We start from the raw sequence: 17,401 nt of genomic DNA on the forward strand, positions 1-17,401 counted from the left end.
CGCGGGAGGTGAGAGACGGTTCGGCTCAAGGGCGTGGGAGGTGAGAGAGGATCAGGTGTCGCGGGTGAGGATCCAGGTGTTGGTGCCGTCCTGGCGTTCGAACGTCACCGTGGTCACCAGGGCCTCGATGAGTGCCAACCCGCGCCCGGACTCCGCCTCCGAGTCGGGCATGGACGCCTGCATGTCGCTCGCGAAGGGCTCACGGGCGTTGTACGCGCTGACCCTCGCGACCAGCCGGGCGGGCCGGACGCTGATGTCGACGTCGATCTCCACGGGCTTCTCGGCCACAGGAAGCGCGTGCTGCACGATGTTCGCCGCTGCCTCGATGACTGCGGTGGCAAAGGTCATCCGGTCCATGTCCGGCACGAAGGCTGCGTCGTCCCACAACGCATCCAACTCGTTGTGGATGGCCTCGATCGCTTCCTCGTTGGACGGCCCGTGGAACCCCCGGCGGGCGATGACCTCAGTCATCTCCGAACGCCTCCTCGGCTGAGGGGTACGCCGTGAGCACCCGGTCCATGTTGGTCAGTTCCAGGACCATCTTGACCTGGGGTTGAACGCCGGAGATGCGGAGGTCGCCGCCAGCCTGGCGTGCGGCTTTGAGGCAACCGATGAGGGCTCCGAGGCCGGATGAGTCCATGAAGTCAGTCTCGGCCAGGTTGACTACAACCCGGCTGGATCCGCCGGCAACAACCTCGTTCACTACTTCGCGGAGCTTGGGCGCTGCCACCATGTTCAAGCGGCCCACGCTCTTCACCTCCGCGTAGGAGTCCTTGACCTCATAGCTGAACTGCATCTGCATTCCTTTCCTCGGGGCTCTCCGGCCCAACATCTTCAGGGACAAAACCCTTGTACAAAACTGCCTTGACCAGCACGCTCAGGACCACAAGGTCGAACGCCACCCAGGCGACGTTCACCAGCGTGCCGAGGGGCTCCGAAAGACCAGTCAAAAGCCGGGCGATCCCTACAACCATTGCAATGGCCAACAACACCGCCACGATGATCTGCGGCCGGATCAGGCTCCAGCTCGGGCCGCCGCTCTGCCGCGCCTTGGGGGTGACGGCAAACCCGAGGGGACGTCCGAACCAAACGTTCCGCGCCGCCGTCGTACATGCCTTGATCCAGGTGGGGAACAGCGCAAGGCTGTACTGCTGTCCGCGCCACGTGGGGATGCCGTGCCCGGCCACCACAAACAGCAGCTGGTTCACCACCATGAACGGGATGAAGCGGATGAAGAAGTCCCAGCTGAGGCTGCTCACAGGGAGGATGCCGAGCGTCAGGTAGATGATGGGCGCCGCGAAGTACACCACGGCCGCGAAACCGCTGAGGTAGCTCCACATGGTGGAGAAGTACATGAGCCGTTGGCCCCACGAGAGCCGGGGCTGGACTAACGGGTTCTCACGAAGGAGGACCTGCATGGTGCCTTGGGCCCAGCGGAGGCGTTGGGTGAGCATGGTTTTGAGGTCTTCGGGTGCCAGCCCGTTGGCGAGGATTTCGTGGTGGTAGACGCTCTTCCAGCCCAGTGAATGGATCCGCATGGCCGTAGCCATGTCCTCGGTGACCGAGATGGTGGCCAGTGGCATGATCGGCTGCGCTTCGTCGGTGCGCTCCACGGAGATGGCGTCCAGGACCGCGTGGACCGACTCGAGCGCACCCAACGGTGACCAGTCGCGGCCGGACATACGGTCGACGGCGTCGCTCGCCACAGTGGTCACGCCGGACTCGCCGACGTGGGCGAGTTCCATGGCGGCGATCTCTTCGAGGTCGGCCTGCAGTGCGGAGAAGTCGGCGGCAACGAGGGTGCGGACGGCTTCGTCCACTTTTCGGCGCACGCGGTACGTGATCTCGCTGAGGGACACGCGCGCTTCGAGTTCCTGCTGGGCTGTGTTGGTTGCTGCCTCCACCTCGTTGAGCATCTGCTCCACCAGTGGGTTGCGGGCCTCTTCGGAGCGACGTGCCTTTTTGATGGCCGAGCGGGACGCAGTGAGGGCGCGACGAACACTCTTCTCCGTGGCTTTGACGTAGCCAACCAGACCGAGCTGCATGAGGGCTTCGCGGCGGAGGATGGCGTTGGAGCCACAGAAGAACGCCGCGTTCCAACCGTCCTTGCCCTGCTGGATGGGCCCATAGAACAGCGGTGCCTGGCTGCCCAGGGGATCGTCGGCGGGGACGTTGATGAAGTACTGCGGGGTCTGGACCAACGCCACGCGGTCGTCGTTGAAGTAGCCCAGGGTTTTGTCCAGGATGTCCGGTTCGGGGATCTGGTCGGCGTCGAGAATCAGCAGGTATTCGCCCGAGGTGACCATCAGGGCGTTGTTCAGGTTGCCGGCTTTGGCGTGCCGCGGCATGTCCGGTGTCCAGTCCGCGCCACGCGTTACGTAGCCAATCCCGTTGGACTCGGCGAGTTGGCGCATCTCGGGGCGATCGCCGTCGTCGAGTATCCAGGTGCTGTGCGGCCAGCGGATGTCCTTGGCGGCCAGTGCCGTGGTCATGACAAGGTCCAGCGGCTCGTTGTACGTGGTGATGAAAACGTCCACGGTGGCGTCGGCCGGCGCTGGGGGTGGGGGCTTGCGGATCTTCAGGTTCCACACCGTCAGGCCGAACAGCATCACGTCAATGAGGCTGTACGTTTCAGCGATCACCAACGGAACGGCGATCCACCAGGCGTCCCAGTTAAGCGACGCCATCCAGCGCCATGCCACATAGTTGACGCCCAGAATGACTGTCAGGACAACCAGCAGCCTGGTCCAGAAACGTGTCACAATCCCCCCTTTTTGTGGTCTTTAGTGCTGGACTTCAGGTTTCCTGCGAACGACGACGGCGGTCACGTCGTCTTCGGCGGTGGCCGCAGGCGCCAACTCCAGAAGAGCGGCACAGACGCCGTCCGACGACGCCTCGCCGCGCGTCGACTTTTCCACGTTCCGAATGAAGTCTTCGAGGGAAGCATGGGCGTCCAATACGCCGTCGCTGACGATCACCAGCGTGTCGCCGGGTTCCAGCAGGAGCTCAGCGGCGGGCCAGTGCTGTCCGTCGAGGATGCCCACTGGCGGACCGGCGGAAACCAGTCTCTGCGCTGCCCCCTCAGCCGGGATGTACAGCGCGAGGCCGTGACCGGCGTCGATATAGCTGAGCCTTCCGGACGGAGCGTCCAGCCGCGCGTGGAACATGGTGACGAAGGATCCGGACTGGTCCAGGTCCGACGTTATGGTGGCACCCGCAGAGGCAAAGGCGGAGTCGATGGCCGGGGTGTCCGCCACTGAACGCATCACCGCGCGGACGGTGGCTGCGATCAAGGCGGCGCCCATGCCCTTGCCCATGGCGTCCGCGAACGTCAGGTGCATGCCGTCCCTGGTCTGGTACCAGTCGTAGAAGTCCCCGCCAACGTTGCGGGTAGGGCGGAAGGCCCCGGCGACGTCGTATCCCTCAATGCGGACGGTTTCCCGCGGCAGGAGGCTCTGCTGCACCACTGCGGCGCGCTCAAGTTCGTCGGTCTGGCCGGTGTCCTCGGCCGGCGCGGCGGGCGTGCGTGCCCGGCGGAACAGTGCACGGATGCGGGCCTGGAGTTCTTTGGGGCTGAAGGGCTTGTTGATGTAATCGTCGGCGCCGATGTCCAGGCCGTTGAGCCGGTCGATCTCGTCTGCCCGGGCCGTCAGCATGAGGATGTAGGCGTCCGAGAATTCGCGGAGCCGGCGGCACACCTCCATGCCGTCGATGTCCGGGAGGTTCACGTCGAGAGTCACGAGTTCCGCGTTGGTGTTGCGGACAGCCTCGACGCCGGACAAACCGTCAGGTGCTTAGGTCACCACAAAGTCGAGCTGCTCGAGGACCAGGACGAGGAGGCCGCGGATGTCAGCGTCATCTTCGACGACTACAGCGTGGCGCACGGGTGGGGAAGAGACCATGGCTCCATTAACTACTGTGGCCGGACGTTTGTCACGTTTAGTCAAGGCATATGAAACGCCCGCGCACAAAAGTGGGCGGGCGTTACATATTTTGTTCAGTTATGTGAGAGAGGGTTCGGCTCTAACCCTTGGGATGTGAGAGAGCGATCCGCTCAAGCCCGTGGGATGTGAGAGAGGGTTCGGCTCTAGCCCGTGGGATGTGAGAGAGGGTTAGACGCCCAGCTCTTCCTTCAGCGCCTGGACGTGGCCCTGCGCAGCAACTTGGTACTGGGTGAGCTTCACGGTGCCTTCGCCGTCGAGGACGACGGTGGAGCGGACCAGGCCTTCAACGATCTCGCCGTCAACCAGCTTCTCGCCCCATGCACCGTAGGCGAGGGCAACAGCGTGGTTTTCGTCGGAAAGCAGCGGGAAGGTCAGCGCGAATTCACCGGTGAACTTGGACAGTGCTTCCGGGGCGTCCGGGGAGATCCCGATGACGTCGTAGCCCTTGCCCTGGAGGCTGGCGAGGTTGTCGCGGAAGTCGCAAGCCTCGGTGGTGCAGCCGGGGGTGGCTGCCTTCGGGTAGAAGTACACAATGACGTTGCGTCCGCGGTAATCGGACAGCGAGACCTTGGTGCCGTCGGCGTCGAGAAGCGCGAAATCAGGTGCTTGCGTTCCGACGAGGAGTTTCTGGGTCATGGCGATCCTTTACGTTTCACCGGCAAACAGCCGGCCTTTATTTCAAACAACAGCGGTCATGCACATTGCGGGGGCGTTGATCTTTTACAACAGCGAACCTAGATGCTGTATTCCGCAGGTCCGCGCACTGTGGCATAGGGCCCTGGCACGAACTGGTAGCCGCCACCACGGACGGTGGCGACGGTGTGTCGGGCGGAGCCTAGCTTCCGCCGCACCCTTCCAACATAAACGTCGATCGACCGAAATGCCGCGCCGGGAAGGTCAAATGACTCCAGGAAGCGTTGCAATTCTTCACGACTGATGGCCCGTGAGCAGTTGACCACGAGGTAGCGCAGCAGCTTGTATTCCATGCCAGTAAAGGAAACCGGCTTACCGTCCAGCAGCACTACTTCAGCGGCGAGGTCCACCGCAAGTTGGCTCCGGCGGCTGGCCAACGTTACGGGCTCGACGGCGGTGCTGTCGCCTGCTTCGGTGGGGTCGCCGCCGTCGGAAATGGCTTCCGAACGGGTCACCGAACGCGCCTCCGCGAGGGCGTCGGCGAGCGAGAGTGTGCCGTTGGTACCGGCGTCGGCGGCTTCCTGCGGAGTGCCGCCCCAGGAAGTGTCGCCGACGCCGGAGTGCTCTGCCCCGGTGGCGGGCCAGATGCGGACTTCCGCCTCCGGGGCAAGTTTCATGGCGCGGGCCAGCACAAGGCGTGCGGCCCGCTCCCAGACTGCAGGATCGATCTCATCGCCCTCGGCCGGGTTGACCCAGAGCGCCAGGCCGTGTGCGGTCATGCCGGTCCGACGCGCGGAAGTTCCGCGGGCTGCGGATCCGCGCGACGGCGGTGGCCCGTAGGCATTGACTGCCATGACGGTTGACCTAAACGTTGCCGCGGCGCAGGAGCTTGCCGCCGGGGTTCTGGCCGTCGATCGGGGTGCCGCGCAGGTAGGTCTTGCGGACGACGCCGGCCAGCGGACGGCCGTCGTACGGCGTGATCGGGTTCTTGTGCTTGAGCTTGGTGACGTCCACAACGAATGCTTCGTCCGGGGCGAAGATGGAGAAGTCGGCGTCGTAGCCCAGCGCGAGCTGGCCCTTGTTGTGCAGGCGGGCCAAAGCGGCGGGCTTCTCGGCCATCCAGGAGACCACCTGTTCCAGCGGGATGCCGCGGTGGCGGGCTTCGGTCCAGATCAGGGACAGGCCCAGCTGGAGCGAGGAAACGCCGCCCCATGCCACGGCGAAGTCGCCGTTTTCCAGGTCCTTCAGATCCAGGGTGGACGGGGAGTGGTCCGAGACGATGCAGTCGATGGTGCCGTCCTGCAGGCCCTTCCAGAGGAGCTCGCGGTTGGAGGCCTCACGGATGGGCGGGCAGCACTTGTAGGCTGTGGCGCCGTCGGGGATTTCTTCGGCCATGAGCGTCAGGTAGTGCGGGCACGTCTCAACGGTGAGGTTGACGCCGTCGCGCTTTGCTGAGGCGATCATCGGCAGTGCGTCTGAGGAAGAAAGGTGCAGGATGTGGGCGCGGGCGCCGGTCCAGCGTGCGCGTTCGATGACCTCGGCGATGGCCTTGTTCTCGGCGCCGCGGGGGCGGGAAGCCAAGAAGGTTTCGTAGTGATCGCCGCCCGGGTGCGGGGCGCGGTCGATCGCGTGGGAGTCCTCGGCGTGCACGATCATGAGGGAGTCGAAGGACTTGAGCTCAGCCATGTCCTCTTCCATCTCATCCGCGTCCAGGTGCGGGAACTCGTCCACGCCGGAGTGCAGGAGGAAGCACTTGAAGCCGAAAACGCCTTCGTCGTGCAGCGGGCGGAGGTCGCTCTTGTTGCCCGGGATGGCACCGCCCCAGAATCCGACGTCAACGAACGCCTGGTCCTTGGCGACCACGCGCTTCTGCTCCAGGCCGTCCACGCTGGTGGTGGGCGGGATGCTGTTCAGCGGCATGTCGATGATGGTGGTCACGCCACCGGCAGCTGCGGCACGGGTGGCGGAGGCGAAGCCTTCCCACTCGGTGCGGCCGGGCTCGTTGACGTGGACGTGGGTGTCCACCAGGCCGGGGATGAGGGTTTCGTCGTCTGAGAGTTCGATGACCTCATTGCCCGTCAGGCCGTTGCCCAGGGGTTCGATGGCGACGATGACGCCATCGCGGATGCCAACTTCGCGGGCTGCGAGGCCTGCGGTGGTCAGGATGCGCTGGCCCCGGATAACGAGGTCATAGGCGCCGATTGCTTCAGACATTGAGGTACTCCTTGTTTTCGGTCCGTTCCGCCAGGTACACGCCTATGTGCTTACCTAATTGTTCAAGCAAAGGACCTGCTTCAGCGATACATTTTTGGACATCTTTTTCCAGATCGGTCAGGGCATGGACCGTGTGGAAGCCGGCGTCCGTGAGTTGTTCACGGCTCAGGGTACTCCGGCCGCACACTGCGATCACGGGAACCCCGTTCCGTTGCGCCGCCCGGGAGACGCCCATGGGGGTCTTGCCGAGCAGGCTTTGCTCATCCAGGCTGCCTTCTCCGGTGATCACCAGATCGGCGCCCTTCAGCCTGTGCTCGAGTTCAGTGAATTCAAGCACGACGTCGATGCCCGGCCGCCGTTCTGCCTTCAGTGCCGCGATGGCAATGTAGCCAACGCCGCCTGCCGCTCCAGCGCCTTCCGCCTTGGCTGCGTACTTGGCATGTTGCCCGGTGGTGGCTGCGAGGACGTCGACGAAGTGGCTTGCTGCTGCGTCCAGTTCGGCGACGTCGTCCGGCGTCGCGCCCTTCTGCGGACCGAAGATGGCTGGGGCTCCGCTGGCCCCCAAAAGGGGATTGTCGACGTCGGACGCCAACACGAACTCCGTTGCCTCAACGCGGACGTCGAAGTTGGAGAAGTCGATGCTGTCCAGCTGGGCCAGAGCTGCACCGCCGCCGGGGAGCTCGTTGCCGTCCTTGTCCACGAACACGGCGCCGAGGCCCTGCAGGACTCCTGCGCCGGCGTCGGTGTTGGCGCTGCCGCCGACACCCAGGATGATCTTGCGGCAGCCGAGATCCAGCGCGGCCCGGATCAGTTCGCCCGTGCCGATGCTGGTGGCTGTCTTGGCCGTCTCGGACGTGGGACCGTCCGGCAGGAGGGCGAGACCGGAAGCTGCCGCCATTTCGATGACAGCTTCCTGGTCCCGCACTGCAAAATCGGCCTTCACTGGCTCGCCGAGCGGGCCGGTGACGGTGGTGGTCCGGCGGGTGAAGCCGGAGCCGATGGCGGCGTCGATGGTTCCTTCGCCGCCGTCGGCCACCGGAATGCGTGTTGCCTGAATACCGTGGCCGAACCCCGCCAGCAGACCTGTTGCCAGGTGCTCGGCGACGTCGGGCGCGGACAGCGAGCCCTTGAATTTGTCCGGGGCGATAACAACACGCATTCCGGTGCCTCCTTCCTTTACTTACTTACGCTTTGGTCAGGATCGCGGTGGGAGCATCCGCCGCGGTTTCTGCCAACTCTTCGAACTCGTTCACGCCGCTGATCTCAACGCCCATGGAGATGTTGGTGATCTTTTCCAGGATCACTTCAACAACCACGGGAACCTTGAACTCGCCCATCAGTGCCTTGGCCTTGTCGAAAGCGGCAGGCAGATCGTTGGGGTCCTCAACGCGGATGGCCTTGACGCCCAAGCCCTCGGCAACCTTGATGTGGTCCACGCCGTAGCCGTTGGTCTCCGGGGAGTTGATGTTCTCGAAGGCCAGGGAAACGTTCTGTTCCATGTTGAAGCCGCGCTGGCTCTGACGGATCAGGCCCAGGTAGCTGTTGTTCACCACAACGTGGATGTACGGCAGGTTGAACTGTGCGCCAACGGCCAGTTCCTCGATCATGAACTGGAAGTCGTAGTCACCGGACAGGGCAACAACAGTGGCGTCCGGGGTTCCACGAACCACGCCCAGTGCGGCGGGACCGGTCCAACCCAGCGGGCCGGCCTGGCCTGCGTTGATCCACTTGCGGGCACCGAACACGTGCAGCATCTGTGCGCCGGCGATCTGCGACAGGCCAATGGTGGACACGTAAGTGGTGTCGCGGCCGAAGGCCTTGTTCATCTCCTGGTACACGCGCTGCGGCTTGATGGGCACGTTGTCGAAGTTGGTCTTGCGGTGCAGGGAGCCCTTGCGCTCCTGGCATTCGGCAACCCAGCCTGAGTAGTCCGGCAGGGTCTTGGCAGCCTGGCGTTCGCGAGCCAGCTCCAACAGACCGTCCAGCGCCGCACCGGCGTCGGACGCGATGCCCAAGTCCGGCGAGAAAACGCGACCGATCTGCGTCGGCTCAATGTCGATGTGCACGAACTTACGGCCAGCCGTGTAGGTGTCCAGGCCGCCGGTGTGACGGTTGGCCCAACGGTTGCCGATACCGATAACGAAGTCGCTCTGCAGGAACGTCTCGTTGCCGTAGCGGTGCGAGGTCTGCAGGCCAACCATGCCAGCCATCAGATGGTGGTCGTCCGGGATGGTGCCCCAGCCCATCAGGGTGGGGATCACGGGAACGTTCAGGATCTCGGCCAGCTCAACCAACTGAGCAGAAGCGCCTGCGTTGATGATGCCGCCACCGGCAACGATCAGCGGGTGCTGGGCTGCGGTCAGCAGGTCCAAAGCCTTTTCCAGCTGCTTGCGGGAAGCCTTGGGCTTCTCAACCGGCAGGGGCTCGTAGGTGTCGATGTCGAACTCGATCTCGGCCATCTGAACATCGATGGGCAGGTCCAGCAGAACCGGGCCCGGGCGACCCGAACGCATCAGCTGGAAAGCCTTCTGGAAAGCGCCGGGAACCTGGCCCGGCTCCAGGATGGTCATGGCGAACTTGGTCAACGGCTTGGCGATGGACTCGATGTCCACAGCCTGGAAGTCTTCCTTGTGCAGCTTGGCAACGGGTGCCTGGCCGGTGATGCAGAGCATGGGGATGGAGTCAGCCCATGCTGCGTACAGGCCAGTGATCATGTCCGTGCCAGCGGGGCCTGACGTGCCGATGCAGATGCCGATGTTGCCATCAGCTGCGCGGCTGTAGCCGTCAGCCATGTGGCTGGCGCCTTCAACGTGGCGGGCCAGCGTGTGGCGGATGCCGCCGTGGGCACGCATTGCTGAGTAGAAGGGGTTGATCGCTGCGCCGGGCAGACCGAAAGCTTCGGTTGCGCCTTCCTTTTCCAGGATGGCTACGGCCGCATCAACGGTGCGCATCTTTGCCATGGTGTACTCCTTGTTTTTTGCCCTTGCGGGCGAAGTCTGTGGTGTTTTTGGGTGTGGTGAGGGAGCCGCCGTCGTTTAAGTACGACGGCGGGTTCCCTGCTTTTGTTGCTTGGTGCCTTTGGGCTTACTTACGGCCGCTGAGCTGGAGGACCTGCTTGAAGAGGCCCGAGTGGTCGAGGCCGCCATCGCCCTGGTTGACGGTTGCGGCGACGAGCTGGGCGACGACTGCGCCGAGCGGGACAGCGACGTTGGCTTCGCGGGCTGCGGAGGTGACGATGCCGAGGTCCTTGTGGTGGAGGGCCAGGCGGAAGCCGGGGTCGAAGTTGCGGTCCAGCATCTTCTGACCCTTCTGCTCGAGGACCTTGGAGCCGGCCAAGCCGCCGCCGAGGACCTTCAGTGCTGCGTCGGTGTCTACGCCGTAAGCCTCGAGGAAGGCGATGGCCTCGCCGAGGACCTGGATGTTGACGGCCACGATCAGCTGGTTGGCTGCCTTGACGGTCTGGCCGGAGCCGGACGGGCCCACGTGGACGATGGTTTTGCCCACTGCGTTGAGGACATCCTGTGCTGCCTCGAAGTCTGCAGCCTCCCCGCCGACCATGATGGACAGGACGGCGTCGATGGCGCCCTGTTCGCCGCCACTCACCGGGGCATCCAAGGGGCGGATACCAGCTTTTGTGGCCTCATCCGAGAGGCGCTTGGCGACGTCCGGGCGGATGCTGGATGCGTCGATCCAGATGGTGCCCTTCTTCGCGTTGGCGAAGACGCCGTCCTTGCCGCTGACTACACCCTCAACATCGGGGGAGTCCGGGACCATGGTGATGACGACGTCGGCATCCTTGACTGCGTCCGCGATGCTTGTGGCACCCTGGCCGCCCTCGGAGACGAGCTTGTCGATCTTGTCCTGGCTGCGGTTGAAACCGGTGACCGTGTGGCCGGCCTTGACGAGGTTGATGGCCATGGGGAGGCCCATGATTCCGAGTCCGATGACTGCAACGTTGCTCATTTGTGGTTCTCTTTCTGGGGAAGTCTGTATGTGTGCTTTGAGTCCGTGTGTATTAACTCAGGTGTGCTTACCCAACTAGGGGACAGTAAGCGTCGTATTGAGCGCTCTGTGGAGCATTTGCTGTCCCCTAGTTGGGTGCGCGGGGCTTAGTTGGCGTTGGCGCGCTGGCGGATGGCCCAGCTGAAAGCCGATTCCTGCGGTTCCTTGTACTCGAGGCCGATGTAGCCGTCGTAGCCGAGTTCGCGGCTGCGGGCGATCCATTCGCCGAGAGGGAGCGTGCCGGTTCCGGGAGCGCCGCGGCCGGGGTTGTCGGCGATCTGGATGTGGCCGAAGTCTTTGGCGTGGTTTTCGATGACGGATTCGACGTCGTCGCCGTTGACTGCCAGGTGGTAGAAGTCGGCGAGGAGCTTGATGTTCTGTGCGCCGGACTCTGCCTTGACGCGGGCGATGACCTTGAGTGCGTCTTCGGCGGTGAGGAGCGGGTACTTGGGTGCACCGCTGACCGGCTCGAGGAGGACGGTGCCGCCGATACGGGCGACGCCTTCTGCTGCTGCGGCGAGGTTCTTGGCGGCGAGTTCGTCCTGCTCTTCAGGGGTGAACTCGTCCTGGCGGTTGCCGTAGAGGGCGTTGAAGGCCTTGCAGCCCAGGCGCTCACCGATGCCGGCTACGACGTCGATGTTGTCCTTGAACTCGGAGCAACGTCCCTTCCAGGAAACCAGGCCGCGGTCGCCGCCGGGCATGTTGCCGGCATTGAAGTTCAAGCCCGTGAGCTGAACGCCGGCGTCCTTGATGGCGTTCTCGAATTCGGTCACTTGGGCGTCGGTGGGGACGGAGGTCTCGAAGGGCCACCAGAACTCGACGGCGTCAAAACCGGCTGCCTTCGCGGCGGCGGGGCGCTCGAGCAAGGGCAGCTCCGTCAGGAGGATGGAGCAGTTCACTGTGTACGTCATCGTAGGTCCTTCCGAGGAGGGGCTTTGATCTATCTTCCTGCTGCTTGGCCGCTGCCTTGGTGCTTGGCCTCAGTTTCCGCTTTGTGGAATTTAGATTCTGCTTTATGAAAAGTTTAGGGAAGGTGGGGGTGGGAGTCAAGGGGGCGACGAGACTCATGAATAGTGCTCGCGAAACGGGGTGCGTGCCTCATTTGAGAAACGCCCGCGAAATCACGGCCGCTGTGGGCACGGCGGTGACGATGAGGGATGGACCTGCGTAGGGAAATCACGAAGAAGTACGCAGCCGATTATGCGAAGTCGTCGAAGAACGCCAAGGGATTGGTTCTGGAAGAACTGGTCGCCGATACGGGCTCGTCCAGAGCAAACGACCGGCGGGCGCTTTTCACTGCGCGCAAGCGCAAGGCCCTGCGGGGGTGGCGGTACGGAAGCCTCGGGGACGAACCTATGGGTATGACACGCTTAAAGTCTTGATCGGTGTGTGGCGGCCGGCAGGGATGCCCTCGGGCAAATATCTGGTCGCGACCATGGACCTGCGGCTACCCAAGCTCGAAGCGTTTGGTGAACTCGATAGCAAGCGGCTGACACCGCCCGTCCGGGTGCAGCTGATGCGGGTCTCTGGGGCCACGATAAACCGGCAATCCGTGTTCCAAATCTTCGATGCGGCCAAGGAAGAAGACAAGGCCGAGGATCGTGAACACCTGGAGCCTCCTGACCGAGGCCAAGTACGACGCAGCCCGCCGCTCCACCATCAACGCTCATTACAACGACGCCGCCTAGGTGAAGGCCATGTGGGCAGCCGTGCAGGAACTTGGATTCGACGGTGGCAACGTGCTGGAACCGGGATCCGGAGTCGGAACCTTCAGCGGATTCCCCCCGAGTCCGCTGAGATGACCGGCGTCGAGCTGGACCCACCATCTCCGCCATTTCCCAAGCCCTCTACCTCGAGGCAACTGTCCGGGAGGAGTCCTTCGCGGACACTGCCCACGGGCCACTTTGACCTGGCCATTGGCATCGGGGATAACACCCTGAACTTCGCCCAAGCCAAAGCCATCACCAGCGGCAACCCGCTGGTCCTGGAAAGGCCGTCGCGGACCAGGAACTGGCCCGCCTGTCCCGCCTGGACCGGGCGTACAACCGGAACCTGGTAGCGGTGAGCCACGCCGAACGCGGAGAACAGGCCGCAGCCGACGCGGCAGCCCACGACCTTCCACTGATCCACGCCGCTGCGGCGCGGACCGTGGACACGACAGCGGATGTTTTCAAAGCAACCATCGGCGGGTAGACCCTGGACGGCAGTACCGGCGCTGCCGAAGCACTCCGAGCATGGGCCGGCCGGCAGGGACACCGGTTATGAACCTCTACGGATACGACGAGCTGGGTACCCTCGCCACTCTCGGAGGCCACGAACTCCGCGCCAAGCTGTCCCCGGACGGGACCTCGACCGCTCCGCGGTAGAGGTACGTCTCGAGGGTGTGCCCAGGGCGACCACACAGATATCCCGCAAGGGCTTGCTGGCAGCTGACGTGGGCACCATCAAGCAACTCGAAAACAGGGTGTCTTCGTTGCCTCGGCTCGCTGCCGACGTCGAGACACGACGTCAAGAAGCCCTCACCCGCATCGAGCAAGCGGACAAGGCGCTTGCAGAACCGTTCAAGCACGCCGCAGCGCTTAAGGCTGCCCAAGACAACACGGAACGCGTCGACCAGCTCATGGCCGACGCATTAAAACCGGAAGACAAACACAGCCCGACGCCGCTCCCGAAGGTGATCCGCGCTTGGAGAAGATGCAACGCCTCATGAAGGCATCATTCCCGCAACAACCGGGCTCTGCAGCCCCCAGGAGCTGCCGCAACGAAAGCCCAATCGCCGGCCCTGAACCAGCAGCACCAGCAATGAGCGGGTACGAACGGTGAGCCAAGGAGGAAACACTGGCACTATGTGTCTTTGTCCCGACGGCCTAGAGCCAGCTGAGAGGGACAAGCTTGTCGTCCCTCCAGTTGTGTACAACTGACTCCGCAAACCATTCTTCTGAAAGGTCGGCGTGATCGCTGACAATGATTTGAAAATCGGGCGCGAGTTCTTCAACGATGTCTTTCATGAGCCGGAACATTGCCAGCACGGCCGTTCGGTCGGACGGCTTCCCTGAGCGCTTCTCTTCTTCCGACTCGTAGTATGCCTGAGTCGGTTGATCAAGCATTAGAAACCGTGGAACTGGTCGGTTTTGCCGGGTAAAGAACCTGTGGAGTGCCAGATGGGTGACGAGGTGATACCCGATCGAATTCGCTGCGCTGCCAATACCGTGCATAGGTATTGGGCCGGTTTCGCTGTCGACAACGACCGTGAGTTTGGCCAGATCGAGGCGGACTCCTTTTTCAGCATGTTCGAGTGCCAGCTTCTCGGCGAATGCTGTCATGTCGCGGCCCAAGGCGACCAATCTTGATGTTAACTGCTCACGGGCCTCATCATCATCGAGCTCTTGCTCAAGAGCGATCATTCTCGCCCTTGCTGCTTCGGCTTGTCGCTTGAGAACGCCCAGATGGTTATTGTCGATGTAGGAATGTCGACCGAGAATGGCATCTATGCGACCGCGAATAAAATCGCGGCTCTCGGCGTCACTGACCGTTCTCGCTTCATTGCCGCGAAGATTCACCGTCTCCAATGCTCTATCCAGTGCCTGGAGTTGCACGCGCAACTCCGAAACGGAATTCTCCAAACGAATGAGGGCAGCCCGACGGTTCGGTTCTGCGGCAGCCAGAGATACTAGCTCCTTCCTAAGCTCAGCCAGTCGTTGTTCCAGTTGGCTCGCCTTGGGATCCGGAGTTCCAAGTTTCTGGCTGCAAACGGGGCAGTGATCTGTCTCCTCGTCGGTCTGCGGGCCTTTGTGTCCGGCCCGTAAGAGATCCAGACTGGTCATTCGCCCTGTCTGTAGAGCCACGGACCGCTGGTAACTTCCTTCGCCGCTGCGGAAGTCGAGTAGGAGCTCACGTTCCGACAACAGTTGCTTCATCTGTTGTCGCAGCTCAGTCCTTTGTCCTTCAATTTCACGCCGTGCATCCTGGGACCGAACGTCGGAATTTCGATCTAGATCTTTGGACCCTGAAAACCGAATGCTACTGAGAACGGCGACCGTAGTTTGTATATCTGGAGCTGATGGGCTGTCAGTCATCCCTGCTGAGTGCGCTTCAGAGAGGAGTGCCTGCAGAGTGATGTCCGTCGTCTGCGCACTAGACTCAGCGTCGGTCAACGTTAGTTCTGCCCTTCGTAATTCTCTACGAGCATCGCGAAGTTGAGCGCGCTTGGCGGCTTGGTCTTCCTGCAAAGCTCCCAAGAAAAACGGCAGGGCATCCTTGAGCGTCTGGTCAATTCCTCTCTCAGCCTGTCGGTGAAAAAGCAGACTCCTGCTGGCTATTTCATCTTGACCTTGAAAGCAAAAAAGGGCAGCGCTGCCGAGCCCGATGGAGTAAGGAGACCGTGTCGAATACTGGGATGGTTCGAAACGAACCTCCGGCATACCGATCCGAAGCCCCACCTGGGACCGAAGGGCATCGGAATCAGTATTGACTTCAAGATCACGAAGCTGAAAGCCATCGAGATCGTCTCCGCCAAACTCAAGCATGGCACGCGAATTCGAGGAAGCGGTTGCCTTCATCGAAGGACGTGCCAAAAATGCCCGTGATCCAGGTCCCAACTGCCATAAAGTGCCAAACCAAGCCACCGTGTTGGAAATCGGTCCAGCGGGAACTTTGGCGCCATCGCGTCCCAAACAATAGTCGACGATCGTCAAGAGAGCGCTTTTGCCCGTTCGGGACTCGCCAGTCACGATGTTGAGTGAGCCCGGCTTGAACCTGACGGATCGCTCACGGCCATCGTGGTTGTAAAGGGTGATATTCAGTAGCTGCACGGTCTTATGGTGTCACGCCGAAATAGCCGTATACCGTAGATGACCTTTCGATCTTTGTGAGCCATCTCCCCAGAAACGCCGCAGCTCTGACAATATCTCTTACGTCGCCAGTATTGGCGGGCCGGGCTTTCGCCGGCAGAGAGCCCTTAAAAAAACCAGCTTCGTCGACATCGATAACGCCCTCTCTCAGCGCAAATCGAAGCCCTTCCTTAACATGGGGGACCATCGTTTTGGCCCGTTCTGGAAACCCAGCGTGGATAGTTGGATGATTCGCAATCCAGGCTGACAGATGCGAAGCCGTTGTCCGGGGCAGAGCAGCACGGGTGTCGTGGTGCAGGACGAGTGGAGCAATGATGAAAACCAGTTCCCACGGCATACTCTTGCCGGCGCGCCGTTCGTACTCTTCGGCAGAGGCAGCGAATATGGCTGCAAACAAGGCAGGGTTGAGCATTGTTGCTACGACGGGAGACCGGGAATCCCATTCGCTGAGTCCGGGAAGGCTATTGGCCATCAGGGAGCCTCCCCGCGAGGAGAGTCTGCACCCGGTCCTCAAAATCTGGATGCCAACCGATCAGGTGTCTGTCAGCCAATTCATGTCGCTTGCCGCGGGCGAAGAAGGTATCCGTGTAACGGCTGCGGACTGCCACTGCCGTCGAGTCCCGAAGCGTACGCCAGAGCTCCCGCCCGACGGTTTGGCGCGAGGCTTGGTCGGCATCTGAATCTAGGTCCTCCATCATGTCCGCGTAGGCGCGCTCCCACTCGTCCACGAGGTTATCTTCGAAAGTACCAAGCTCGTTTAGCCCGATGAGCGAGCGGTCAATCCACTCCGTCGTCTGGGTCACGGCCCGATAGTAGTCGCCGACCGCTTTACGAAGGTGCGTTGTCCCGACATTCACCCAACGAAGTTGATGCACGAAGATATGTGCATCGTGGCTTTGCACAAGTGTCTCCTCGTCAATCTGGCTTAGTTCAACCAGGGTCGGCAGATTGTCCGGTACGAACATGTCTCGAATGACTTGAACCTGCTGCTGTGCCTCTAGGACGTCCACCCGCTCTCGCCTCTTCTGGAGCAGGTCTAAGGCGACGCGTCGCCACCATTGCCAGAGAAGGCCCAGGAAGGTCGGTTCTTGGCCTATAGGGAGTGCCCAACTAATTTCACTTCTGACGTGGCTTTCAACGTCATCGATACGGATCGCGCCTCCCAAGACACGAATCCTCTCAACCATCGAGATTCGTGATGAAAGCGGTGTCTCAATCCACTTCAGACGTGCTGCCTCAGTAGTAGATGATGTTGATGCGGCCGCTGCTGTATTTAGAAGCTCCAAAGCGCGCCCTGGATCTCTATCGCTGCCTGGGCCGAGGTGAGAGGCTGCCGTTCCAATCCCGCAGTCGCTCGTAGTCAGCAACGTGAGAAGGGGCCCCCCGACGTCCACGAAAGCCGGGGTATCGAGCCAAACTTTGAGTGTCTTCCATAAGTCAACGCTCATGTCAGAGAGACTCCCCGCCGACTGCTGATGATGCTTCAGTTGGAGCAGTTCCTCCACTTCGCCATTCTTTTCCCAAGCGACGTCGTCGAAAAGTTCGATGGTCATTGCTTGGTCCGGACGGTCCCGAGCTCCTCTCAGGAGCTCTAAAAGGGCCCAATCCGTCTGATAGAGGTACCCGATGGCGCTAGAGGACGCATCATGGGAAGTCATTTTAAGACGCCTCCGGGAAACTCGGCAGAAACACTCGTTCCTGCAAATACCAACTGGGGCGACAGAATTAGCCCCCTCTGGCTGTGACTCTAGCTCATGC

General features: G+C 62.1%; 16 protein-coding genes and 1 pseudogene. 3 read left to right on the forward strand and 14 right to left on the reverse strand.

Going from position 1 to position 17,401, the window contains the following annotated elements; translation table 11 throughout:
- Positions 1-51: 51 nt before the first annotated feature.
- The 11 genes and pseudogenes from AB4Y77_RS08980 to AB4Y77_RS09030 all read right to left on the reverse strand — a co-directional run bounded on the left by AB4Y77_RS08980 (position 52) and on the right by AB4Y77_RS09030 (position 11,704).
- Entirely contained in the window at positions 52-471 is a 420-nt protein-coding gene (locus AB4Y77_RS08980) for an ATP-binding protein (RefSeq protein WP_442013653.1), read from the reverse strand.
- Entirely contained in the window at positions 464-796 is a 333-nt protein-coding gene (locus tag AB4Y77_RS08985; protein ID WP_311213545.1) for an STAS domain-containing protein, read from the reverse strand. The genes AB4Y77_RS08980 and AB4Y77_RS08985 overlap by 8 nt, the downstream gene beginning before the upstream one ends.
- The gene (locus AB4Y77_RS08990; RefSeq protein ID WP_442013654.1) at positions 780-2,762 is read right to left on the reverse strand and encodes a glycosyltransferase family 2 protein; all 1,983 of its coding nucleotides are present in this window, start codon (positions 2,760-2,762) and stop codon (positions 780-782) included. Before AB4Y77_RS08990 ends, AB4Y77_RS08985 begins: the two co-directional genes overlap by 17 nt.
- A 21-nt stretch (positions 2,763-2,783) precedes the next feature.
- A pseudogene (locus AB4Y77_RS08995) lies at positions 2,784-3,902 on the reverse strand (PP2C family protein-serine/threonine phosphatase).
- 210 nt (positions 3,903-4,112) lie between these two features.
- Positions 4,113-4,580 carry a thioredoxin-dependent thiol peroxidase gene (gene bcp, locus AB4Y77_RS09000; protein ID WP_442013655.1) on the reverse strand — a complete coding sequence of 156 codons (468 nt, stop codon included), beginning with the start codon at positions 4,578-4,580 and terminating at the stop codon, positions 4,113-4,115.
- A 98-nt stretch (positions 4,581-4,678) separates the two neighbouring features.
- Complete coding sequence (locus AB4Y77_RS09005; RefSeq protein WP_442013656.1) at positions 4,679-5,431, reverse strand: winged helix-turn-helix domain-containing protein; 753 nt, start codon at positions 5,429-5,431, stop codon at positions 4,679-4,681.
- Positions 5,432-5,441: 10 nt separating this feature from the next.
- Positions 5,442-6,791 carry an allantoinase AllB gene (allB, locus tag AB4Y77_RS09010; RefSeq protein ID WP_442013657.1) on the reverse strand — a complete coding sequence of 450 codons (1,350 nt, stop codon included), beginning with the start codon at positions 6,789-6,791 and terminating at the stop codon, positions 5,442-5,444.
- A complete protein-coding gene (locus tag AB4Y77_RS09015; protein ID WP_442013658.1) occupies positions 6,784-7,950 on the reverse strand; it encodes a glycerate kinase in 1,167 nt (388 codons plus the stop codon). Before AB4Y77_RS09015 ends, allB begins: the two co-directional genes overlap by 8 nt.
- A gap of 25 nt (positions 7,951-7,975) precedes the next feature.
- Positions 7,976-9,751: a glyoxylate carboligase gene (gcl, locus tag AB4Y77_RS09020; protein WP_442013659.1), complete on the reverse strand. Its 1,776-nt coding sequence runs from the start codon at positions 9,749-9,751 to the stop codon at positions 7,976-7,978.
- 124 nt (positions 9,752-9,875) lie between these two features.
- Complete coding sequence (locus AB4Y77_RS09025) at positions 9,876-10,784, reverse strand: 2-hydroxy-3-oxopropionate reductase (protein ID WP_442013787.1); 909 nt, start codon at positions 10,782-10,784, stop codon at positions 9,876-9,878.
- A 116-nt stretch (positions 10,785-10,900) separates the two neighbouring features.
- Positions 10,901-11,704, reverse strand: a complete 804-nt coding sequence (locus tag AB4Y77_RS09030) for a hydroxypyruvate isomerase family protein (protein WP_442013660.1) — start codon at positions 11,702-11,704, stop codon at positions 10,901-10,903.
- 887 nt (positions 11,705-12,591) lie between these two features.
- Here AB4Y77_RS09030 and AB4Y77_RS09035 point away from each other — a divergent pair.
- The 3 genes from AB4Y77_RS09035 to AB4Y77_RS09045 all read left to right on the forward strand — a co-directional run bounded on the left by AB4Y77_RS09035 (position 12,592) and on the right by AB4Y77_RS09045 (position 13,503).
- A complete protein-coding gene (locus AB4Y77_RS09035; RefSeq protein ID WP_442013661.1) occupies positions 12,592-12,852 on the forward strand; it encodes a hypothetical protein in 261 nt (86 codons plus the stop codon).
- Between the two features lie 2 nt (positions 12,853-12,854).
- The gene (locus tag AB4Y77_RS09040; protein ID WP_442013662.1) at positions 12,855-12,986 is read left to right on the forward strand and encodes a hypothetical protein; all 132 of its coding nucleotides are present in this window, start codon (positions 12,855-12,857) and stop codon (positions 12,984-12,986) included.
- A 241-nt stretch (positions 12,987-13,227) separates the two neighbouring features.
- Complete coding sequence (locus AB4Y77_RS09045) at positions 13,228-13,503, forward strand: hypothetical protein (protein WP_442013663.1); 276 nt, start codon at positions 13,228-13,230, stop codon at positions 13,501-13,503.
- 157 nt (positions 13,504-13,660) lie between these two features.
- Here the strand turns inward: AB4Y77_RS09045 and AB4Y77_RS09050 are convergent, their stop codons facing one another.
- From AB4Y77_RS09050 to AB4Y77_RS09060, 3 genes are read right to left on the reverse strand one after another with little or no spacing between them, the layout of a single operon-like run.
- On the reverse strand, positions 13,661-15,604 hold the full coding sequence (locus AB4Y77_RS09050; protein ID WP_442013664.1) for a DUF3732 domain-containing protein: 1,944 nt from the start codon (positions 15,602-15,604) through the stop codon (positions 13,661-13,663).
- A 4-nt stretch (positions 15,605-15,608) separates the two neighbouring features.
- Positions 15,609-16,115 (reverse strand): three component ABC system middle component, encoded by a 507-nt coding sequence (locus AB4Y77_RS09055; protein ID WP_442013665.1) that lies wholly within the window; start codon positions 16,113-16,115, stop codon positions 15,609-15,611.
- Complete coding sequence (locus AB4Y77_RS09060) at positions 16,105-17,196, reverse strand: ABC-three component system protein (protein ID WP_442013666.1); 1,092 nt, start codon at positions 17,194-17,196, stop codon at positions 16,105-16,107. The genes AB4Y77_RS09055 and AB4Y77_RS09060 overlap by 11 nt, the downstream gene beginning before the upstream one ends.
- Between the last annotated feature and the right edge of the window lie 205 nt (positions 17,197-17,401).

The organism is Paenarthrobacter sp. YAF11_1 (assembly GCF_052113445.1).
Lineage (GTDB): Bacteria > Actinomycetota > Actinomycetes > Actinomycetales > Micrococcaceae > Arthrobacter.